At 39.7% G+C, this 23,485-nt stretch carries 12 protein-coding genes; 10 read left to right on the forward strand and 2 right to left on the reverse strand.

Annotated elements, in window-relative coordinates; translation table 11 throughout:
- Positions 1 to 233: 233 nt before the first annotated feature.
- The 8 genes from J4N23_RS00050 to J4N23_RS00085 all read left to right on the forward strand — a co-directional run bounded on the left by J4N23_RS00050 (position 234) and on the right by J4N23_RS00085 (position 18,528).
- Positions 234 to 2,381, forward strand: coding sequence for a hypothetical protein (locus J4N23_RS00050; RefSeq protein ID WP_207424958.1), 2,148 nt, complete (start codon positions 234 to 236; stop codon positions 2,379 to 2,381).
- 425 nt (positions 2,382 to 2,806) lie between these two features.
- Positions 2,807 to 4,828: a carbohydrate-binding protein gene (locus tag J4N23_RS00055; RefSeq protein WP_207424959.1), complete on the forward strand. Its 2,022-nt coding sequence runs from the start codon at positions 2,807 to 2,809 to the stop codon at positions 4,826 to 4,828.
- A gap of 168 nt (positions 4,829 to 4,996) precedes the next feature.
- Complete coding sequence (locus tag J4N23_RS00060; RefSeq protein WP_207424960.1) at positions 4,997 to 9,346, forward strand: two-component regulator propeller domain-containing protein; 4,350 nt, start codon at positions 4,997 to 4,999, stop codon at positions 9,344 to 9,346.
- Positions 9,347 to 9,555: 209 nt separating this feature from the next.
- Positions 9,556 to 12,381: a glycoside hydrolase family 2 TIM barrel-domain containing protein gene (locus J4N23_RS00065; RefSeq protein ID WP_207424961.1), complete on the forward strand. Its 2,826-nt coding sequence runs from the start codon at positions 9,556 to 9,558 to the stop codon at positions 12,379 to 12,381.
- A gap of 187 nt (positions 12,382 to 12,568) precedes the next feature.
- A complete protein-coding gene (locus J4N23_RS00070; protein ID WP_207424962.1) occupies positions 12,569 to 15,037 on the forward strand; it encodes a glycoside hydrolase N-terminal domain-containing protein in 2,469 nt (822 codons plus the stop codon).
- 314 nt (positions 15,038 to 15,351) lie between these two features.
- Complete coding sequence (locus J4N23_RS00075; protein ID WP_207424963.1) at positions 15,352 to 16,623, forward strand: aminotransferase class I/II-fold pyridoxal phosphate-dependent enzyme; 1,272 nt, start codon at positions 15,352 to 15,354, stop codon at positions 16,621 to 16,623.
- Positions 16,613 to 17,260: a TetR/AcrR family transcriptional regulator gene (locus J4N23_RS00080; protein ID WP_207424964.1), complete on the forward strand. Its 648-nt coding sequence runs from the start codon at positions 16,613 to 16,615 to the stop codon at positions 17,258 to 17,260. Before J4N23_RS00075 ends, J4N23_RS00080 begins: the two co-directional genes overlap by 11 nt.
- 425 nt (positions 17,261 to 17,685) lie before the next feature.
- A complete protein-coding gene (locus J4N23_RS00085; protein ID WP_207424965.1) occupies positions 17,686 to 18,528 on the forward strand; it encodes an RteC domain-containing protein in 843 nt (280 codons plus the stop codon).
- A 531-nt stretch (positions 18,529 to 19,059) separates the two neighbouring features.
- Here the strand turns inward: J4N23_RS00085 and J4N23_RS00090 are convergent.
- Positions 19,060 to 19,743, reverse strand: coding sequence for a hypothetical protein (locus tag J4N23_RS00090; protein ID WP_207424966.1), 684 nt, complete (start codon positions 19,741 to 19,743; stop codon positions 19,060 to 19,062).
- A gap of 230 nt (positions 19,744 to 19,973) precedes the next feature.
- Here J4N23_RS00090 and J4N23_RS00095 point away from each other — a divergent pair, with 230 nt between their 5' ends.
- Both J4N23_RS00095 and J4N23_RS00100 read left to right on the forward strand, forming a co-directional pair.
- Positions 19,974 to 21,236 carry an AAA family ATPase gene (locus J4N23_RS00095; protein WP_207424967.1) on the forward strand — a complete coding sequence of 421 codons (1,263 nt, stop codon included), beginning with the start codon at positions 19,974 to 19,976 and terminating at the stop codon, positions 21,234 to 21,236.
- 5 nt (positions 21,237 to 21,241) lie between these two features.
- On the forward strand, positions 21,242 to 21,997 hold the full coding sequence (locus tag J4N23_RS00100) for an HNH endonuclease (RefSeq protein ID WP_207424968.1): 756 nt from the start codon (positions 21,242 to 21,244) through the stop codon (positions 21,995 to 21,997).
- Here the strand turns inward: J4N23_RS00100 and J4N23_RS00105 are convergent.
- Positions 21,994 to 23,355: a hypothetical protein gene (locus tag J4N23_RS00105; protein WP_207424969.1), complete on the reverse strand. Its 1,362-nt coding sequence runs from the start codon at positions 23,353 to 23,355 to the stop codon at positions 21,994 to 21,996. The genes J4N23_RS00100 and J4N23_RS00105 overlap by 4 nt on opposite strands.
- Between the last annotated feature and the right edge of the window lie 130 nt (positions 23,356 to 23,485).

The following is a 23,485-nucleotide window of genomic DNA, read 5'->3' on the forward strand; positions in this document are numbered from 1 at the left end:
TCTGGTAACTTCTCTAATTTTTTCAAGATCTTACTTTAATAGCTTGCGTGCAGGGAAACACGTACATGTTTTGATTGATAGCCTTATCCGAAGGATGCGACAAATACCTTCATCAAGTCGCCTCCTTCTAACATTTATAGATGTCTCTCGGAATGCAATATAGAAAACCAGCAAACAATAGTTTCTAACCCGGTAGTAGAAGCTATAACCCAACTTAAATAATACATGTTTATATGAACGTAGGTAAAATCATCATCAGTAGTGCGCTGTATTTAATAGCAGTCCTGGCACAGACAAACGCCCAACCTATAAACCGGCAGGACGTTGTGCAAAGGCATACGATTCTGAATACAAGGATAGATTCTCTGGAATCATTATCAGTAGGAAATGGAAAATTTGCATTTACAGTAGATGCTACAGGACTACAGACTTTTCCCGAACGTTACGCAAAAGGTGTTAGTTTGGGTACTCAGTCCGAATGGGGATGGAACCGGTTGAAAGATACTGTTGGATATAAATTTGAAGAAACGTTCAAAGAGTTTACGTTCAATGGAAAGAAAGGTAGCTATAGCATGCAGTCCTCCGAGCCTTTAAGAAAACGAAGGGCGGCCGATTGGTTTCGCAAAAGTGTACATCGCATCCAACTGGGTAATCTCGGCTTCGACATTCATAAAAAAAATGGCCGTTTGATTACTCCCTCTGATGTGAAGAACATCCATCAGACATTAAATATGTGGACCGGCGAAATTACAAGTCGTTTTACGGTTGAAAATGTACCCGTGGAGGTTGTTACCGTTGCTCATCAGGAGCTGGATCTTGTAGCGGTTAAAGTTAAAACGCCGTTGTTGCAGGCGGGAAGATTGAAAATCAGAGTACGTTATCCTTATCCTACTATAGGGTTTTTGGATGAGGGCGTAAATTACAATAGTAACGAAAAACATTTTTCATCTGTCGATGCCCAAAGTGAAACCGGTGCAGTGTTAATACATAAACTGGAAGGAATTACTTATTTCAATGAGTTGAAATGGAATGGGAAAGCATCTGTTGCTCAGACCTCGACTCCGCACTATTTTCAGATAACTCCCGATAAGGGAAGTGATTCTTTTGAGCTTAACTGCCTGTTTTCGCAACAAACTCCAGGAAATTCAGATTTGCCAGATTTCGAAGAATGCAGGAATAATAGTAGCAACCTTCTTAAATCCTTCTGGATGAGCGGAGCGGCAATAGACTTCGCTGGAAGCACTGATCCACGTGCTAAAGAACTGGAAAGGAGAGTAGTAACTTCACAGTATTTAACAAAGATTCAGTGTGCAGGCTCGTTTCCTCCACAGGAAACTGGTTTAACCTTTAATAGCTGGTTTGGAAAGCCCCATTTGGAAATGCATTGGTGGCATGCTGTTCACTTTGCTTTATGGGGAAGACCGGAATATCTGCAAAAGAGTCTCGATTGGTATTTTGAAGCTGAAGATGGAGCGAAGAAAATCGCAGCCAGACAAGGTTTTAAAGGTGTTCGGTGGCAAAAGATGACTGACCACGAAGGGCTGGAAAGCCCCTCGTCTGTAGGTGCATTTATATTGTGGCAGCAACCTCATCCTATTTATATGGCTGAATTGCTTTACCGCGATAATCTTAGTAAAGATGTGCTGGAGAAATACAAAGACATCGTTTTTCAAACGGCAGAGTTTATGGCTTCTTTCCCTGCTTATGATAGTGTTAAACATCGCTATAACTTAGGCAAAGGGTTAATTCCGGCCCAGGAAGTTTTCAGAGCAGTAGATACTTATAACCCAACTTACGAGTTGGCTTACTGGGATTGGGCTCTTCGGGTGGCCCAAAAATGGCGTGAGCGGTTGGGAATGCCTCGAAATGCAGAGTGGGACAATGTAATTACGAAGCTGGCACCACTGCCCGTATCTAAGGGAGTGTATCTGTCAACAGAGAATAATCTAGACTCGTTCACTAACCAGGAATGGCTACGTGATCACCCATCTGTTTTGGGTGCTTTAGGCATGGTACCTGCATCTCCTAAATTAGACAAGGCTATCATGCAAAGGACCTTTGATACTGTTTGGAAGGTTTGGCAATGGGATGATACTTGGGGATGGGATTTTCCGATGGCTGCTATGACAGCTGCACGACTTGGAAATCCTGAAAAGGCCATTGACGCCCTGTTTATGAACATTAAAACCAATACCTATTTGAAAAACGGACACAATTATCAGGACGGTCGCTTAAGAATTTATCTACCTGGTAACGGAGGTGTCTTAACTACTGTTGCTATGCTTGCTGCCGGCTGGGATGGTACCGTCGGGCCAAATCCAGGTTTCCCTAAGAATGGTAAATGGAAGGTGAAGTCAGAAGGATTTAAGAGGATGCCATAGCCTGCAAGATTCTGATGTACAGGCACATACAACATAACAACTTATAACTACATAAAAGTCCAGGCAGATAGTATTGCTATCGCCTCAATTATAAATTGTTTCCAAGCTAGTGCAAAGCAAGTATTCTATATGGAACGACTATACCTGAATGGTTCAGCTAAATTAAGCGTACTGTCATAAGTAAGCTGGGTAGATACTATCGGATCACCGATTTTAGTATTGGAAACAATAGTTCTGTCTTACTTACTAAAGCTATATAAGCCTATCAAGGTTGTTTTGTCCATAATTCAGTTGGCCCAATGCGAGATGAGAAATACCTCTTCATACATCCAAAATAACAATTATTTAAAGTTTTTCGTCAAATTTCAAAAGTGCTGGCGACCACTAACCAATAGGTTTGTAACACCAATTATAAATCTAGAAATATGAGGAAAACTAGGATTAATCAATTTTTAGTTGCATTTAGAAGTTTAGGAATGCAAAGTCGTCATTTCGCCCTTGGAGGTGCAATACTATTAAGTACACAGGTACTCGGCCAACAGTTAGCCTTTCCATCAGCGGAAGGTTTTGGCCGTTTTGCTACTGGTGGACGAGGCGGTACAGTGTATAAGGTTACTAACCTGAATGACTCCGGGCCTGGCTCATTTCGCGATGCTGTGAGTCAGCCTAATCGAACCGTTGTTTTTACAGTAGGAGGTATAATAAGAATCAGTACCCGTATTGTTGTCCAGAAGAACGTAACGATTGCGGGTCAGACAGCACCGGGTGATGGCATCATGATCTATGGCAATGGTCTTTCCTTTACAAATGCAGATAATAGTATCGTAAGGTACATTCGTATCAGAATGGGTATTAATGGAAGTGATGGTAAAGATGCAATTGCTATTGCGAATGGTAAAAATATGATTTTCGACCATGTATCAGTATCCTGGGGAAGGGATGGGACATTAGATGTTAGTGCTGCTACAGGAGACGAAGTTGGTGATATGACGTTTCAAAACTGTATCATCGCACAGGGGCTTCAAGGGCACTCAACCGGAGGCTTGTTACAGTCGGATGCTGGTATAAGTATTCTTAGAAGTTTATATATTGATAATAACTCCAGAAACCCAAAGGTGAAGGGTATAAACCAGTTTGTAAATAACGTCATTTATAACTGGGTAGCTTCAGCGTATATATTGGGCGATTCGGACGGTCCTTCAGCAGCTAATGTTACCAACAATTATTTTATCAACGGCCCCGAGACCTCTACTTCTGCGTTTAGTCGTGGAAATACCAATTTCAGTATTTATGCTGCAAATAATTACCAGGATTCTAATAAAGATGGGGTATTAAATGGTAGCGTTATACCTCAATCGGGCTACGGAACTGTAACCTGGAAAACTACTCCTTTTGATTATCCCGTTGTTACGGAACTAACGCCACAAGCAGCGTTGAATTATGTTATTGCAAATGCAGGGTGCAATAAAAAAAGAGATAAAACAGATGCAAGACTAATTACAGAGCTTCAGTCGTATGGAACAATAGGCCAGACTATCAGTGATGAGAATAACGCTCCGATGAATGGGGTGGGTACTTTAAATAGTGGGTCTGCTCCATATGATTCTGACAATGATGGAATGCCGGATTCATGGGAATCTGCAAATGGCACGAACATAAATGTTGCAGATAATAACGGAGACCTTGATGCTGATGGATATACGAATCTTGAGGAATATCTTAATTCTTTGACTGGCGGAGATTCTGCAACAGGCACAAGCATTACTATTCAGGAGAATTCAACCGGCTTTTGTAGTGTTCAGGGAACTATTGACTCTAATCATTCTGGATTTACAGGCAGCGGTTTTGCAAATACTAACAATGTAGCAAATAGAGGTATAGTATGGCGAATCAACGTGCCGCAAGCAGGGCTTTATACGTTAACCTGGCGCCAGGCAAATGGCGCGGGAGATAATAGAGTAGCAAGACTGCTAGTTAATGGATCTGAAGTCCTTGAAAATATAAGTTTCCCCACTACTGGTAGTTGGACAACATGGAAAGATGTTTCGGTTACTCGTCTGTTAGGAGCAGGGCAAAACACGGTCAGATTGGAAAGTACTACCGCAAGTGGACTTTCTAATATTGATTATCTTAAAGTGACAGGAAATAACCCTGGTGTTTTAAGTTGCTCCGGAGCTACTGTTATGGACGTAAAAGTTAACGAGCTATCACTAATAGAACAAAAGAATAGTAGTTCAATAATTTATCCAAATCCATCTACAGATAAATTCACAATTAGATCAGCCGACAGATTTAGCTACTTTGTTTTTGATCAGTTAGGTAAAGAGCTGGAAAGAGGAGAGGCTAAAGAACAAGTTTCTACGGGAAGTAATCTTGCTTCAGGCATTTACTTTATTAAAATAGTAAAGGCTTCGGGAGTAGAGACTCTGAAGTGTATCAAGCAATAGGAAATAAAATAATAAAAGGAAAATCTAATAATTCGGGTGTACCTGAACTGTACATCCCATAAAATTTAATATCTAGTGTAACGATTGAATAATCGTTGCTCCAAGTCATCAAAAAGGAATCTATATTTACTATAGTCATTCATAATGTGATAGGGGGAGGATTAATATTTGAAAGAGCTTTGTTTTCTACTGGCATTTCTTTTTGGGAACCAGTTTGCAGTTTTAGCGACACTTCCAGAACCGAAGTTTACCCATTATTCTACTGAAGACGGTTTGTCTCACAATGGAGTTTTGTGTATTAAACAGGATAGAGAAGGCTTTATATGGTTGGGTACATGGGACGGCATTAATCGGTTTGACGGTCACACTTTTACGACATACAAGTCTAGACCAGGTGATAAGTCAGACCTTAGAAATAATAAAGTTAGGGATATTGTAGAAGACCAGCTTGGATACCTGTGGGTGATGACTTACGACCGTAAAGTTTATCGCTTTGATAAAAAAACAGAGGAGTTCACTGCCCTTTCTAAATCAGTTTCAGGAGAAAATTTAGAGCATTTATATTTCAAAAAAATCATCCCCCTTGTTAATGGTGATACCTGGCTTCTTACTGAAAACAGGGAAGTTCTTTGCGTCTCACCTGGCGCTAATAATAGCTTGCGAGTTGTCAATTTTAGTTCAGGCAGATATCTATTTGCCGGCAGGGCCGTAAATTTCATCTATGAAGATAAGGATCATAAAATTTGGTTTGGAACGAAAAAAGGTCTTGTTTGCCTGATAAAAAGGGGAAGCAAGTATTCATCCTATTTCTCTTCACCCAAGGTTTATGCAAGCAATTTAAGTGTTACTTCCGTTTCTGGAAACAGCGCCGGTGAAATATATTTTGGTAGTACCAGTGGTGTTTTAATCAGATATCACGAAAAAGGAAAAACTTTTTCGAACTTCAAAATTCAAGGAACTGAAATATCTGATGTGCGGGCATCAAATACAGGAAAAACCTACGTTACTACCAAATCCGCCGGCCTGTTTCTATTCGAAAGAGGCGCAGTTTTCCGTCGTTTAGGTGATGGGAGCCAGAAGAAGCTTCAATCGATTTTTGAAGACTCCAACGGCAATTTGTGGATAGAGACGCCCAACGCCGGTGTTTATAGGTATTCGCCTACTGATGGAAAGTTCAAATATTTTACTTCGAAGGGCCAGAATCCTTACGGCGATAAAGGCTACAATATTTTTGAGGATGTAAATCATGTGGTATGGGTAAGATTAAAGAATGCAGATTTTGGATATTTTAACCGTGCAGAAGATAGACTAGACTTCTTCTACAATGAGCCTGGTGCTTCAAATAAGCTTTTTTCGAACAGTGTAGTTTCTGCGCTTTCAGATAGCAAAGGGGTTCTTTGGTTTAGCTCCCGAAATGGAGGTCTCAATAAGGTTGTCTTCCCTTCGAATAACTTTAAGCATCATCTGCTGATTAAGGATCCAAATGCAAAGTCTGATAACGAAGTACGAGCTCTATTCCAAGATCAGGATGGTAAAACGTGGATTACCTCTAAAACTGGAAAGTTGCGGGTATATAAAAATGGTAAAGAAATCAAAGGGCTCTTAAGTGCTCCTTATCCAGAATTAGGAAGAATATATTGTATCACAGAAGGAAAAGACGGAACCATTTGGATTGGGACAAAAGGTCAGGGCCTTTTGAAGTTAGATCCTCTGAATAAAGAAAGAACTCAGTACAAGTTAACTCGCTTCGTCCGAGAGTTGAATAATCCTTATGGTATAAGCGGTGACCAGATATACTCAATACTGGTCGACGATAAGGGCAGGGTATGGGTCGGAACATTTGGTAAAGGGTTAAATCTGCTGGTTTTTGAAAACGGAAGATATAAGTTCAGAAATACTAATAATACCTTCAAAAAATATCCGAATAAAGCTTTTAATGTTATCAGGCATATAATTCAAGGGCCAGATAAACGGATCTGGCTAGCTACGACAGATGGCTTATTGCGTTTTGATCCAAACCAAGACCTGGACAACGTTTCATTTATAAAAACTACAAAGATACCAGGAGACAGGTCGAGCCTTGGTAGTAATGATGCGTTATATATCTATCAGGCCCGCGATAAGAATATCTGGATCGGTACTTTTGGAGGAGGAGTAAGTAAATTGATTTCTTCTCCTTCAGATCTAAAGCAACCTCTGCGGTTTAAGACATTTACCAGAGAACAGGGGCTACCTAACGACATAATTCTTAGCATAGTTGAAGACGACATTGGCGGACTATGGATCGCTACTGAAAATGGATTATCCAGGCTAGATCACAGGAGGGGCATATTTAGAAATTATGATAATTATGATGGCTTGCCCAAAACCCGTTTTTCAGAGTCAGCCGTTTTTAGATCTAACACAGGAGAGATATATTTCGGATGTCTTAACGGTTATATTTCTTTTCGCCCGGACAAGCTGGTTAATCAGAAATTCAAGTCTTTACTAGCACTTACCAATTTTCAGCTATACAACACAGACATTAATACAAGAAATTCAAATCCGGGTATAAAATATGCCATTAATTATGCCAAGGAGATTATACTTAGGTTCGACCAGAACTTTATAGCTTTCGAATATGCTCTTTTAGATTTCAGGTTGTCAAAAAATATCTCATACTCTTACATACTCGAAGGCTACGATAAGACGTGGCATCACGTAAAGAATCAACGAAAAGCTGCCTATACCCAAATACCTCCAGGGAAATATACGTTTAAAGTAAAAGTTACTGACAGTTATTACTTCAGTAATCTTCCCGAAAAGGAAATATCAGTCCATATACTAAAGCCTTGGTGGTTAAGTAATTGGGCGATTCTTGGCTATTGTTTAGCCGCGTTGGTAATTATTGAAATAATCAGAAGAGTTGCTTTAACGCTTATCAGGTTAAAAAACAAGGTAGTTGTAGAAAAAAAAATGACAGAGCTGAAATTACAGCTTTTTACAAATGTTTCTCACGAACTCAGGACGCCTCTTACACTCATTGTAAACCCATTAAATAGAATTGGAGAAACCGAAAACCTAAGTTCAAAAGGCCGCGAGTATTTAGAGATAGCAGATAAAAATACTAAAAGAATGCTTCGCTTCATTAACCAGCTTCTCGACTTAAGAAAGATCCAAAGTCAACAATTTAAATTAAGTGTTCAAAGCATTGAGCTTGTTAGCTTTCTCAATCAGATAGCCTCTTATTTCAATGACATTTGCTCTGAAAAGAATATCCAATTAAAAGTGGTTTGCTCGTCCAATGAATGTATTGTGTGGGGTGATGAAGAAAAGATTGAGATTGTGTTTTTTAATATCATATCAAATGCTATCAAATTTACTCCCGTAGGAAAGCATGTTTATGTCGAAGTAGACGCCCATGGCGAAAAGTATGTAACTGTCAGTGTTATTGATGAAGGAGTAGGAGTGAGTGAGGATAAGCTGCAAGATATTTTCAAACTTTATTACGAAGGGGATAATAGGCAGGATAAGGCATTTAAAGGTACCGGTATTGGTTTGGCATTAAGTAAGGATATAATTACACTTCATAAGGGAAGGATATCTGCCAGCAATAATAAAGAAGAAGGAATTACAGTGGCGGTAGAACTGCTTAAAGGAAATTCACATTATAACCCCTATGATATCGTGTCAGAAAGAACTGTAATCAATCAGGTAGTTGAAAGCAAACCCATTAAAGTTCAGAATATTGAGCCACCCGGAAATACAGATGGTCTTCCAAAAATATTGATTGTTGAGGATAATACAGAGTTAAGAAAGCTTCTTGCTGATCAGTTTAGTTCACGCTACCAGGTTCTTGAAGCAGAAAATGGAAGGCAAGGATGCAAGAAGGCTGTAGAATTTCAACCTGATGTCATCCTCAGCGACGTTATGATGCCCGAGATGGACGGAATTCAAATGCTTAATCAATTGAAAAGTGAAATGGAAACAAGCCACATTCCAATTATCCTACTAACGGCAAAGTCTTCGATTGAAGATCAGATAAACGGTCTTTCTTTTGGGGCAGACTATTATGTCACAAAGCCATTTCACACTGATTATATCGAGCACTTGATAAAGAATTTGGTAACACAGCGTCAAAGGATTCTTAGCAATATTCTTGAGAAAACAAAAGTTGTAAAATTAGAACCCAGTGAAATATTTATAACACCCCGAGATGAAAAGTTCTTGAAAGATGTGATACAGATCGTAGAGACTAAAATGTCGGATATCCACTTTAAAATTGATTCTGTTGCGGAAGGTATAGGAATGGGACGAACAACCTTCTTCAAAAAAATCAAAAGCCTTACGAATATGTCGCCCGTTGAACTGGTAAGAGACATACGGCTTAAAAGGGCAAAACAACTTTTGGACACAGGTGAAATGGGAGTTACCGAAGTTGGTTATATGGTCGGGTTCAATAGTTCCAGTTATTTCAGCACGTGCTTCAGAGAAAAATATAATGTTGCTCCATCTGAATATTTAAAATCTAAACAGTAATTACAGCTGATTGCAAATTGATTTTTGCCTAAAAAACAGGCGACGTGGGAGTGCTATGCCATTTTTTTAGCCTTAACATTCCATCTGGTTTTAGGATATGGGACAAGAAGGATGCGCGTAGAGATTATAAAACGAAGAATAAATGCTCTGTGGTTGATGTGCCAGCCAGTCAGCTACTAATTCAATATAGAAAATAGACACCTTTAATTATGAAAGTTAAGAAATGGATTTATGCTATCGGACTTTTAGTTCTTACTTCTGCGGTAGCAGTAGCACAATCCGGGACAACTAAAGAGGTTCAATACCTTTCGGGAACAGATGTTAAGAATACTAAAACCTGGGATTTCTGGGTTACAGGAGGGCGTAAAAGTGGTTTCTGGACTTCCATCCCCGTGCCCTCTCACTGGGAACAGCATGGCTTTGGTGGTTACAATTACGGCCGTGACTATGTGACATACGGCAAGAACTTTAGATTTAATGATGAAAAAGGATTATACAAGTACCAGTTCGATGTGCCCGTATCTTGGCAGGGAAAAGATGTGTATATCGTTTTCGAAGGCTCGATGACGGATACAGAAGTAAAGATCAATGGGAAATCTGCTGGCCCAATTCACCAGGGAGCCTTCTATCGCTTCAAATATAACATCAGCGATAAGCTGAAATATGGCCAAAGAAACTTGTTAGAGGTCACCGTTAGCAAAATGTCGGCAGATAAATCCGTTAACAATGCCGAACGGTTGGCAGATTACTGGATTTTTGGAGGCATCTATCGCCCCGTACTACTTGAAGCCCTACCGAAAGAACATATAGACTGGGTGTCAATTGACGCGAAGGCTAATGGGGCATTCAACCTAAATGTGTATCTTAAAAATGCTGGATCAGGCAGAGAAGTATTAGCGGAGATCGTTGATAAAGCTGGCAGAGTTGTGGGAACTGGCTCGGTGAAAACAACAGGAAAAGACTCGGTTGTTAACCTCAAAACTACTGTGAAGCAACCCGCACTCTGGGCGGCAGAAACTCCGAACCTTTATAAGGTTAACATTTATCTTAAAAACAATGGGAATCTAGTTTATAAAACTTCGGAAAAATTTGGCTTCCGGACTATTGAAGTTCGGAAGCAGGACGGTATCTATATAAACGGAACCAAAATTAAAATAAAAGGAGTAAACCGCCACGTGTTCTGGCCAGAGTACGGACGTGCAACCTATCCAGAAGCAGATCTGATAGATGTAAAGCTGATCAAGGAAATGAACATGAATGCAGTTCGTTGCTCGCATTACCCGCCCGACGCCAATTTTCTGCGAGTTTGTGATTCTCTTGGTTTATACGTAATCGACGAACTGGCGGGCTGGCAAAAAGCATACAGCACAAAGGTTGGAGAAACGAGAGTAAAGGAAATGGTAACGCGTGATGCCAATCATCCCTCTATTTTATTCTGGAGCAATGGCAATGAGGGTGGGCATAATAAGGATCTGGATGATGACTTTGCCAAATATGATCTTTCTGCCAGAATAGTCATCCATGCCCATCACCGTCCGGGAAATGCTATCAACGGCATCGATTGCAATCACTATGAAGATTATTACAGTGCAGAAAAAATAGTTGCTGATACAAACCTGTATATGCCAACTGAATTTCTTCACGCAATGCATGACGGCGGAGGTGCAGCTGGCCTTGCTGATATGTGGGATCTCCACTGGAATTCAAAAAAGGGAGTAGGTGGTTTCATTTGGGATTTTGCAGATGAAGGCATTATGCGAACAGATCTGAATAATATGATCGATGTTAATGGGACAAATGCCGCCGATGGAGTTGTTGGTCCTCATCGCGAGAAGGAAGGAAGTTTCCACGCTATCCGCGAGATTTATTCACCAGTCAGAATAAGCCTGAAAGCATTGCCCGAAAATTTCAAAGGTGAAATTCCGGTAGAAAACCGTTTCAATTTCACCAACCTGAAAGAATGCAGTTTTGAGTGGGAGTTGCTTAAATTCAATAAAAAGCAAGACGACGACGTCGGTTATACTTTAATAAATAAGGGAGTTATCTCAGCTCCCGATGTTGCTCCTGTAGCGAAAGGAGTTCTAAAAGTAAACCTACCTGCCAGATGGAAAAGCAGTGATGCCCTTGCTATTCGAGCATACGATCCATATAAAAATGAGGTTTACCGCTGGGTTTGGAAGGTAAAGTCTAATACCCAACTATTGGAAGAAGTTTTAAATGCTGAAAGAGCAGACGGCAGTGCTGTCGCAACCGAAACGGATAGTTCGATTACTTTGAAAGCCAATGGGATATCCATCAGCTTAAGTAAAAGGACGGGTAAGCTGATTAATGTCAAGAACGAGAAAAATCCTCAATTATCCTTCGATAACGGTCCTGTGCTGGCGAGCGGAAATAGCACTTTTACGGGAATTAAGTCGATTAAAGAAGGGAACGATATTATTGTAGAAGCTTCTTATACAGGGGACATGACATCTGTCAGGTGGAAAATGCAGCCTTCGGGATGGTTAGAGATGTCTTATCAATACTCCTTAAACGGCAAGTATCCTTTTGGTGGTATTAGTTTCGATTACCCTGAAGGGTTAGTTACTGGAGTGAAATGGTTGGGAAAAGGGCCATATCGTGTCTGGAAAAACCGGTTGCAGGGAGTAACATTCGACGTGTTTGAAAAAAGGTATAACAATACCCAGACTGGTACCTCACCCTGGATCTTTCCCGAATTCAAAGGCTACTATTCTGAAGTCGTATGGATGGAACTAAGTACAATGGAAGGGAAATTTACTATCGCAAGCCCTGATAATGATCTTTTTGTTCGCCTGTTTGATTTTTACGCGATTAAAGGACAGAAACCTCATCCGCAACTTCCAACAGGTAATATTTCCTTCCTGGATGGGATTCCACCAGTAGGTTCAAAAATGGGAATCAACTATGAAAATGTCAAAGGATTAGGACCAAGCAGCGATCTCAATGAATTTAACGGGCCTATAAAACGAACGCTCTATTTCTATTTCGGGATTCCAAAACCTGTAGAAGATTAGCAGTTTATGACGCGAGGGAAGATGCCTCAATGGATTGAGGTCTTATTGCATTTGTATTGCTGAACGAAGCCTATATGCGATTGTTCGGATAGTATCTAATCGAAGGAATTCGCACTGCTTATTCAATAGTTAACCACCTATCCCAAAACAAACAATGAACATACACACTCACACAATAGATAAAAAAATGGCAAGCTTAAGAATTGGACACTTCTTTTTGTTATTAATCCTCACTGGGCAGGTATTTGCCCAGCCCTCGAAATTATTAACGTTATGGTACAACAAGCCTGCTGAAAATTGGAACGAAGCTCTTCCTATTGGGAATGGAGCACTAGCTGCAATGATATTTGGCGATGTAACTAATGAGCGAATTCAGTTAAATGAAGAAACAATCTGGGCCGGAGAGCCGGGAAACAATGTGCCAGAAAACGTTTATGAACCAATCCAGCAAATAAGGAAATTACTATTCGAAGGGAAGTATAAGGAGGCGCAGGATTTGTCTAACGCGACCTTTCCTCGCCAGGCACCTGCCAACCTTAACCATGGAATGCAATATCAAACCGCAGGCAACCTATATATCCGATCTAGTTATGCTGGTCCGGTCACGAAATACCGTCGTGACCTGGACATTAGCAAAGCAGTAGCCAGCGTAACCTATCAAACAGGAGGTGTCAACTATAAACGTGAATTCATTGCTTCGTTAACCGACCGGGTTATTGCGGTAAGACTCACAGCAGATAAATCGGGAAGTATTTCGTTCGGGTTAGGGATGGATAGCCCCTTCAAAGAATATCAGGTTCAAACTCAAAATGGTAAACTGTTACTTGCAGGTTTAACCTCATCGGTTGAGAATAAGAAAGGCAAAGTTCGCTATCAGGTGCAAATTCGACCTGTTGTGGAGGGAGGTAAAATATCAATCTCCGATACCAGCATACACGTTTCTAATGCAAATTCTGCAACCTTAATTATTTCTATCGGTACTAACTATCGCAGCTATAATGATATAAGCGGGAATGAAGTAGAAAAGGCCGCGATTTACCTGCGTCAGGCGGCGAAAAAGAGCTACGAGAGGCTTAAGTCAGAACATATTTCTGCTTATAAAAAATACTTCGACCGTGTAAGCCTGAATCTTGGTGTGACCGATGCTGTTAATAAACCAACTGATATCAGAATTAAGGAATTTGCTAAAGGGAATGATCCCGCCCTGACTTCTCTTTACTTTCAGTTTGGACGCTATCTATTAATATCCAGCTCGCTTCCAGGAACACACCCGGCAAACCTGCAGGGAAAATGGAACGACAAATTAAGTCCACCATGGGATAGTAAGTATACTGTGAATATAAACACCGAGATGAATTACTGGCCGGCAGAAGTCACAGCCTTGCCAGAATTGCACGAACCCTTGTTTAAAATGCTTAAAGATCTAAGTGTTACAGGTCAGGAAAGCGCCGCTGGCATGTACCATGCACGGGGCTGGAACCTGCATCATAATACAGATCTATGGCGAATAACCGGAGTTGTAGATGGTGGCTTTTATGGCATGTGGCCAATGGGTGGGGCATGGCTTACTCAACACATCTGGCAACATTATTTATTTACAGGCGACAAGAAGTTCTTGGAAGAGTACTATCCCGTATTAAAGGGAGCCGCACTATTTTACGTGGATATATTACAGGAAGATCCCGCGAACAAATGGCTGGTTGTATCTCCGTCTATGTCACCGGAGAACAAATATGAACCTGGAATAGGCATAACTGCCGGCGCCACAATGGATAATCAACTTGTGTTTGATGTCTTCTCTAACGTGATCCGCTCAGCATCAATCCTAAAAAAGGATAATCTATTTGCCGATACACTTTCTGCTCTTATCAAACGCCTGCCTCCCATGCAGATTGGACAGTATGGCCAACTACAGGAATGGTTGCAAGATTGGGATAAACCGACAGACAATCACAGACATGTTTCCCATCTATACGGACTGTTTCCAAGCGCTCAAATATCTCCATCTCGAAATCCCGAACTATTTGAGGCTGCAAAAAATAGTCTAACTTATCGGGGAGACAAATCAACCGGGTGGTCAATGGGTTGGAAAGTTAATTTGTGGGCAAGATTGCTGGATGGAAATCGTGCGTATAAATTAATAGAAGACCAGTTGAATCCAGCTTCAATAGAAAAATCAGGACAGAGTGGGGGAACGTATCCTAATCTCTTTGATGCACATCCTCCTTTCCAGATTGATGGAAATTTTGGTTGCACATCAGGCATCGCAGAAATGCTTTTACAGTCGCACGATGGCGCAATTCATCTTTTACCGGCGATCCCCGATAATTGGCCAAAAGGGAGCATAAAAGGACTTATCGCCCGAGGGGGATTTATGATCGATATGGATTGGAAAGATGGAAAGGTTACTTATCTCAGGATAAAATCCAATTTAGGCGGAAATTGCAGGCTTAAAGTTCACAACGATCTTACTGCTAAAGTAGCCATTTTGCGTCCGGCAAAAGGGGAGAACCCAAACCCGTTTTATCATGTGTCACCTGTTAAACGACCAATTCTGTCAGAGAAAGCGAATTTGAAGGGTATCTCGGTAAATAAAGGAATAGTGTACGATGTAAATACAAAAGCTGGTAGTACCTACGAGTTTTTTAATAGATAGTAACCAAGGTAAATACACTCCGGAACAGATATTATTGGATGCCAAAAATTGTAGATATATGGATAATTTTCGGAAATACTGATAAATCTAATGTAAACACGAAAAAGGTTTATCACACCTTCAGTTACGAGATCGTTCTAGCAGATGCCGCGGCACTAATAAATCTTTTGGATTTAACCGAACTTGAAAAAATCAATTCCTCTTAAAGTTTATCTGGGTGATGGTAGTATTGCTTCTTTTCTTTTTTGCTGTTAAGCTACCACCACCAAGTTACCCTGAATATAATTTGGCTCTTAATTAAATAAAGTTCCGCAATGAAAATTGATTTTGACAAAGCCAGCTTTAGGGATTTTGAGAACATTCCCGGCCTTGGCGTGAATGAGCGTTCTGCTCTGTTTTTAAATTATATTAACAGGCTGAAGGAGCGCGGCCTGTTACATTATCGTTACTTAATATCTAGTCCTTGCTCTCCGGTAGTAGAGCTGGAGCTTCCTGGAAAACCTCCTCGCCCATATGTTAGCCTTGTGTCTAACGACTACCTAGGTTTTACACAGCATCCGAAAGTAAAAAAGGCGGCAATAGCGGGAATCGAGGATTTAGGAACAGGCTCTGGAGCATCGCCAGCCATAGGCGGTAACTTTGCCTTACATGAAGCGTTAGAAAAAAAGATAGCCAGCTTTTTCCGACGAGAAAACGCAATTCTTTACACCACCGGTTATACAGCTAATTCTGCGACACTTCAGTGCTTACTGAAGAAAGAAGACATTGCCATCATTGATGCAGGAGTTCATACCAGTGTAATTGAGGGTTGTCTGCTGACCAACGTAAAAACGTTTCCTCATAACAACCTGGAAGCATTGGAAAGAATCCTTCGTTTGACAAAGGATCAATACCGGACAAAGATGGTTGTAATTGACGGCGTTTATTCTCAGGATGGTGATTTAGCTCCGTTAAAGGAAATTGTTAAACTGGTTAAAGACTATGATGCCCTTTTAATGATGGACGACGCACATGGCACGGGCGTAATAGGTGCGACTGGAAGGGGAGTAATTGAACTGAAAAATCTTTGGGAAGAGGTCGATATTATTTCCGGCACTTTCAGTAAAACTTTCGGGCAAATCGGTGGCTATGTCGTGGGTTCTAAAGAATTAGTTAATTTCTTGAAGTATCAGAGTCGCCAGCATCTTTTCTCAGTAACAGCTACTCCGGCTTCAGCAGGCATTTTAAAAGCGATCGACCTAATTGATGAAGAACCTATTTGGCAACGCATGCTCTGGGAAAATGTAGAATATCTACGATCTGGTCTTTTAGGTTTGGGTTTAGATTTAGGAACCTCAGCCTCGGCCATTTTACCAGTTAAACTAGGAGATAGGGTACTGGCAGGAAAGGTGGCAGGTTTGCTGCTGGATGCAGGAGTATATGCCAATCCTATTATGTATCCGGCAGTTGCTCTTAATGATGCACGTATACGTATGAGTGTTATGGCAACACATTCTCGAGAACAACTTGACCAGGTGTTGAACGCATATGAGTACGCCATAGCTAAACTTAATCTAAAAGCAGTTGAAGTGACTAATGAAGACTAGAAGGAAACGGGACGAGATACTACGAATTGTTATGGAAGCAGTGGAAAGTATCTTGCATGAAAAAGGCTTCTCCGGATTAAGTATAAACCAGATTTCTCTGCGTGCTGGTGTAGCTAAGTCTACAATCTACGACCATTATCAAAGCAGGAATGGTTTGCTCTTGGCTTACATAACGAAAAAGGATTTTTGGTTGCCCACATTTGAGAAACTCAAAGAGGAGAAAAAGCCGGAGGGAAATCAGTTGAAAGAATTCTATATCCGAATGCTCCAGCAGCAACTTGAACACGTTTTTTCGAAAAAGGAGATGCAGCAGTTTGTGCTCTGGCAAATCTCGGAGGAAAATAAACTCATCAAAAGCATTTGTCAAAAGAGGGAAGATGAAGGAGAGAGGTATCTGGAATGGATGAAATCCGCTTTTGAAAATAGTCATGTTAATTTTCGAGCTCTAAATGCTCTCCTGATAGGAGGTATCTACTATTTAGCTTTACATTCCTCCATAAATGCGAGTACTGTTTGTGGGATTTCTCTTAATAAGAAAGAGGACTTTCAGGAAGTCATTAGAATGATTGAAATAATATTAGATAGTATGTGGCCAAAAGAAGGAGAAAAATTAACCGCAATTTCCAATGCTATTTGATTTCAATTGATCAATTAGTAAACATACGTATATTTGAAAACTAATTTAAAAATGAACAAAGTATAGAAGAAAAGACAGATATAAACATATTGACCTCATAAGCGTCACCTTGATTCTCTAAATTGACAAAACTGGTAATTTTAAAATAGAACGAGAAACAATGCGACGCCTGCCAAAGCGCGGGCGTGCAGAGTTATGGTTCTATTTGGGTATACCAGTGCCCGTCGATTTCATAGCCCTAGCTGTAAGTCCTGCGCCTCTATTTAAGCAGGTCAATTCTAAATCTCTACGGAATCCGTCCGAACCTCTAAAAGAGAATTTGCAAACTGAAAATTAGTCTTATCGAATTTAACAAGTGAAGTCTTTGGCTTTGGATACCTATGTCCAGGCGAATTGCTTTGCTTATAAATATTCCTTCACTATCTATGATAACAGAACAATCAGAACATCGCTATAATACCTTAAAAGAAGAACTTGATTTAATTGCGGAAATGGGCATTTCATCCGTGAAACGTTTAAATACATCCCTTACTGCGATTCGATCCGCCCTTAGCGATATAAAAACATTTCTCGCTTCAACGACTTTTGCTGATACGCAGGACGAAATACACTTTTTTAAGCTTATCAAGCCCCGAATAGTTGCCGAACAGATCTACGTTTTAGAATCCTTTACCGCCGAAGCAGAAAAGCCTCGTTGTGATAAAACAAGAATTAATGCTTACTACAAACAAGAGCTACGCATTGTAGACCGTTTCTTTATTCGTCATAAATTCCTTTACCAATATTACCGAGAGGGCTTGACGGAAATGGATAAACTGTTATTTCTTCGTTCTTCGCCAGATCCTGAATTTCTTTACAGAGATGCTATAGACCGCGACCGGGATTTTTCGAGTCCGGCGGATAGTCTCTTCGCTCGTTTTATGGCTTATGAACGTTTGCAGGACTTTCTACTATCTCAACTAGAAAGTTATTCAGATAAGTCTGAAAAGGAGACTAAGTCTTCGGAGCAAGGGCTGGTATGGACAGGAGATTCCATTAATCTTGTTGAAATTGCGTATGGTATCTGGCTTGCCGGTCAGCTAAACCACGGAAATGCAAACATCTCTCAAATTTTCCGCTTCTTGGAACCTACATTTCAAGTAAAATTAGGCAAAGCCCACCGGAGATGGCTGGACATTTCTGAAAGGAAGCGGGATAGTTATACAAAATTCCTGGACCGTATGACGGAGTTGATTAAGCAGCGAGTTGATAAGGAGTTGGAGCTGTAAAAATTAAAATTCAAGTGTTTGATGGAGCAATCAAACACTTCTTTTCAAATGTTATCTAGCTTATATCTTTCTAATTTTTACCGAAAGAAAACTTATGATCAGTTTTTAAAAAAAAGTTTCGATATACTCAGTATATCTTTCAGGTGGAAAGTCAATAGAAATAAAGAATTGAACTAAATTAATCTTAGACTTAATTTATTGTAAATAATCTTAAAGTTTGTCTTTCCACGGTATTTCAAAAGTTCGAAAAAATGTCCTCAATGTAAATCTCAAATGGCTTTATATTATTTTCTAACAAGGGAATAGGTATTCTTTATATCATTAAACTCTGATGTATCTGAACATTTGAGCTTTGTAATTTGGGTGGAAAACTGCAAGTTAATTATATATGGTTACAGTTCTCGGAAGGCCATTATCGACTGTAGGAAGAGATAAAAGGTTTACCCAATTCATTAATAAAGTGCATTTGACTTTTCCTCATTGTCATCCCAAACTTACTTCTAGATTTTTAGGCTATATTCCAGTCCGTACTTAACCGTTGTTTTGAATCGCGCCAATAAGGTTTTGTAATACTATAGTAGTATTTCCAATCTCCTCATCAGACTCATCGAAGTATCCTCTAAATGTGGCATAACATCCAGTACGTTGTATTCTAACTAAGATAGCGTTGAGTTCCTCAGCCTCAATATTCAGCTTTTTCTTAATTTCACTCTTGAAATCCTCCCAATAGCTTGAGGTAAGTTGCAAAGGGTTAAGATCCGTTTGACTAAGAGAAGCATGTTTCTCAAATTCTAATTTAACGGAAAGAATAATAAATTCTCTTTCGGTTAGTTCGTTCAAAATCTGTTCATATTCCTCAAATTCATCTATTTTAATTTCGTCCCTATATAACGATTTCAATATGGCTGCAAATGCTTTAATTTCAACGTCACTTCTGTTTTGATTAACATAGTTAACAGTGGCAAAAAATGCATGTAAATTGTCACTATTTTCTATAATCTCAGGGCTTAGTTTAACCTCCTCGTTGTTTAGTTCGTCGAAAAATGTTCTTAACTTTTTCGTTTTCATTGAGTTAACATATCCACTGAGCACTGTGTCTGCAACTGCGCCAATTGGAAAACCATTTAGAGTAGCAAGTTGAACAAGGGCCTTTAGCAATGGTTGTGATTCGTAACGCTCATGGAGTTTTATGATAGATGTTTCAAGTTCTTCCATTATCAAATTTAGTTCTTTTGAAGACTAACACAAAGTAGTAACTGGTTAGATGTTAGACATGGTAAAAAGTATAGGAAACTTATCAATAACATATTATTATACAATCCCAGCTGGTTCAATCGGTAACAAAAGTTATTGCGACCAATTTTTAAGCCTGTGCTTTCTAAGAGAAGCATTAAAATCGTTTACTATTCCCTTTTCTTTTATCTTTATATTCGTGCAATACAAATATGAGAATAGATAAGATCGGCATACAGAACTTTCGAAATATAGGTGGGATGACTGAATACCGTTTAAATCCCAGCTTCACAGCTATAATTGGGATCAATGGTAAAGGGAAATCATCCATACTTAATGCTCTTAAAATTGCTTCTGGTGCTTACCTTCTTGGTATTCCGGACGCTCCTAAACGCCACATCTATGAGAATGAAATTAGAAGAACAGATCATGGAAGTCATCTTATAAAAAACACTCCAGTAGTTATTCGGGCAGAAGGTGAAATCTATGGACAGCGTTTGAGTAAACCCTGGTGCCGGCAAATACCTGAAGGCAGATATAAGACGACTGCTAACGAAGTAGATATCGGCGAGATTAAAACAATAGCCCAGAACCGTTACACTTCGTATCTTCATGGTAGCCAAGTTGATAACCCTGTGATAGCTTTTTTTGGAACGGAAAGGTTAAATGGATCGGGAAGGAATACCCTTGGTCCATACAATGGTAGGGAGGTTTTCAAATATGGATATTACAACTGGCATGAAATGCAGGCTGGCACTTATAATTACATTAGCTGGTTGCAGAGCCATCGGTTTATGGTCAAGGAGAAACGCGAAAGTGCAGATCTTTACAAGGCATTTTTGCAAGCTATTAAGCGTGCTATACCTTTCATAGAAGACTTAGACTTTGATGGTCAGGAATTAAGACTAAAAGTAAGGATGATTCACGAAGAAGAAGCAGGGCCATATTTGCCCCTAAGTCTGCAAAGTGATGGTGTGAAAACGATGACAGCAATGGTAGCCGAACTAGCATATCGATGCATTATGCTAAATGCTCATCTGAAATCTAATGCAATATGCAACAGCCAGGGAATTGTAATGGTCGATGAATTGGATTTGCACTTGCATCCCAACTGGCAGCGACATGTTGTCGCTGATCTCAAAAGTGCTTTTCCCAAAATTCAATTTGTAGTTACTACGCATTCTCCTTTTATAGTACAGTCATTGCGGAATGACGAACTTATTAACCTGGACGCCATTGGTGACATTAGTCCAAAGGATTTGACGCTTGATGAGGTCTCCACACATGTGATGCGAGTTGAAAGCGAATATTCTGTAGAAAATGAAGATAAATACAACAGTTCTAGAGATGTTCTAAAGAAATTAAAGGATCCGAAAGTAAGCGTTCGCGAAATTGATGAAGAAATAAAAGAGATATCAGATCCGGCGTTAAGAGCTTTTCTGGAATTGAATAAGATGGCGAAGGGTAATAAATAAATAATATGCGACCGATAGAGAAGGGGAAGTGCCCGCAAATAGCAGGCACAGATAAAGTTGTTACAGAATATGGACAATGGAGATCTGACCTGTGTGATCGTATTGGTGAATATTGTGTTTATTGTAACATGCCAATAAATCATGCTCTTCAGGTTGAGCATGTAGTACCAAAGGTTCCTGTTTCCGGAGCTCCCGCCGGGGCTAAGTTAGCTTGGGATAATATGGTACTGGCATGCGGACCATGCAACCGAGCCAAATCAAATAAGACAAGTAATATTTCCCTTCATTATCTTCCAGAAAGTCATAATACACATCTTCCTTTTGCTGCGATTGCACATTCTACAATCCCTAAGGCGTGTATCATTGCTCCTGCAATTGGCTTAAAAAGAAATCAGCTGACAAAAGCAAAAAGAACGATAAAATTGTTGAATTTACATGTTGTGGATGAACGAGATAAGATTGTCGATTTGCGGTGGAAAAAGCGTGCTGAGGCACAGCTATTAGTGAATAGTTTGTATGATATGTTGCAATCTACCAAAGTTCTTGCTGGATTTGATGAAGATAAGTTTGCTAAAAATATTGCTTTGGTAGCGAAAGGATGCGGTTTTTTTAGTCTTTGGTATACAGCTTTTGAGAATGAACCAAAAGTAATGGAGAAACTTACTGATAATACCATAATCCCCGGAACAGCATTAAGTTGTTTTGACAAAACAAATGGTTTTAAACCGCTTCCGAGAAACACAGGGACTGATCCAATTTAACTATAGAGAAGACTGTTAGATGAATTCAGGTCGCTATTAGGAAGAGAGGTTAATTTGTAAACTTCATTCTCATTCTTTTCATCCTCGATTAATTTTACAAAAGCATCTTCCACATCATCCAAAAACTTCGCTACCTTCAAATGCCCGTCATATCCATTATCCAATTCCTGCAACTTCTCAAAGGGAATATAAACAGATAAATAAAAACCAAGAGAAAGCGTTAAATACTTTCTTTGAGATTGCTTGAAATTAGACTCCCATTTTGCCTGTCCTCGCCAATCCTTGTTCAAATGTTCATCCATAAATTTCTCAAATTCAAGCCATTCCTCTCGCTTGTGCCAACCTGAAATATCTTTAAAATTTTCTAAAGTATGCGTTTCTTTCCCTGGGTGCAGCTCAGAATCAGAAGCAGTTACACCACCTATAAATCTATTAAAATGACACAGCTTATATTCTCGGACAACGGAAAGCGAAAATTTCTCGTCAGCCACTTCGAGTTCTGTCTTATACTTCCAATGCATTTTGTTAGAATATACATGCCAGCCTTGAGTTTTAGTATTCCCAGGCCAAATTTGAATTACAAGATCAGTTTTTGAAAAGTAAGGGATAATTTCGGTTGCCCAAGGCTTATTCAACCTCATTGCGGTACGATCATACGTCCTAAGCAAATTCTCCCCATTTCTAGTAGAACCCATTGCATAGAATAGCCTCTCGTAAATCCCTTTGCTTTCCGCTGTAAGAAATTTCAACGGCGTAGTTGGAATCCAAGAAGAGTATTTATCGTGCAGTAAATCAATAAAGTCATCTAGGAAAATTGAACTCCTACTGGTCATTGAATTAAAATTCTTCGTCTGAAATAATAATGCAGCGAGCTCCGCCCAGCTAATTCCTCTGTAAATTGGCTGAATAGCATTCTCGATGAAAATACAGGTTTGCTGATGCAACTGCTTTCGACAGTCTTCGGGAGTCCTTTTTATTTCGAAAATGATTAGAATATCGTTAATTTGGATAGTTAAGTCAGTAATGTTCTTTTTAGCTAATTTTGGAGCTAATTGAAAGGACTTATCAAAAGGAAGCGCAACTTCAGTAAGAGCAATCGCATACAATTTTCGACATTGCTCTACCAAACCTTCAGTGTTTTGCTGGATATCCACTTTAAAACTTCGTTCGTTGGGACCCGTATTAACAATAAAATCCAAATCTTCCCTTTCAAGATACTTCTCCAGAAACCGATACATCAATAAATTATCGTGAGTCAGGCAAAGTGCTAATGCTCTTGTCAGGTTGTTCTCTAAAATCGTGTTGTCTTCACTTTGATGATAATGGCGGAAAAGTTTCAGGTGTTTATCTAAACTCATAAAGAAAATTTAGGCTAAGATAATTGTTCGTTCAAGTTTTCCTTTTTTGAGTCTCTTAATCATGTTGGATTTTATCACAAAGTAACTTCTGCCGTTTTATCCCAAGAGATTTTCTATTTTAACACACTGT

Origin of the sequence: Pedobacter sp. SYSU D00535, assembly GCF_017355855.1 — a bacterium.
Classification (GTDB): domain Bacteria; phylum Bacteroidota; class Bacteroidia; order Sphingobacteriales; family Sphingobacteriaceae; genus Desertivirga.

What these genes read in the sequence shown, in the direction of transcription:
- J4N23_RS00050 (WP_207424958.1), top strand. Translation starts at nt 234, where the DNA reads ATGAACGTAGGTAAAATCATCATCAGTAGTGCGCTGTATTTAATAGCA.
- J4N23_RS00055 (WP_207424959.1), top strand. Translation starts at nt 2,807, where the DNA reads ATGAGGAAAACTAGGATTAATCAATTTTTAGTTGCATTTAGAAGTTTA.
- J4N23_RS00065 (WP_207424961.1), top strand. Translation starts at nt 9,556, where the DNA reads ATGAAAGTTAAGAAATGGATTTATGCTATCGGACTTTTAGTTCTTACT.
- J4N23_RS00070 (WP_207424962.1), top strand. Translation starts at nt 12,569, where the DNA reads ATGGCAAGCTTAAGAATTGGACACTTCTTTTTGTTATTAATCCTCACT.
- J4N23_RS00075 (WP_207424963.1), top strand. Translation starts at nt 15,352, where the DNA reads ATGAAAATTGATTTTGACAAAGCCAGCTTTAGGGATTTTGAGAACATT.
- J4N23_RS00080 (WP_207424964.1), top strand. Translation starts at nt 16,613, where the DNA reads ATGAAGACTAGAAGGAAACGGGACGAGATACTACGAATTGTTATGGAA.
- J4N23_RS00085 (WP_207424965.1), top strand. Translation starts at nt 17,686, where the DNA reads ATGATAACAGAACAATCAGAACATCGCTATAATACCTTAAAAGAAGAA.
- J4N23_RS00090 (WP_207424966.1), bottom strand. Translation starts at nt 19,743, where the DNA reads ATGGAAGAACTTGAAACATCTATCATAAAACTCCATGAGCGTTACGAA.
- J4N23_RS00095 (WP_207424967.1), top strand. Translation starts at nt 19,974, where the DNA reads ATGAGAATAGATAAGATCGGCATACAGAACTTTCGAAATATAGGTGGG.
- J4N23_RS00100 (WP_207424968.1), top strand. Translation starts at nt 21,242, where the DNA reads ATGCGACCGATAGAGAAGGGGAAGTGCCCGCAAATAGCAGGCACAGAT.
- J4N23_RS00105 (WP_207424969.1), bottom strand. Translation starts at nt 23,355, where the DNA reads ATGAGTTTAGATAAACACCTGAAACTTTTCCGCCATTATCATCAAAGT.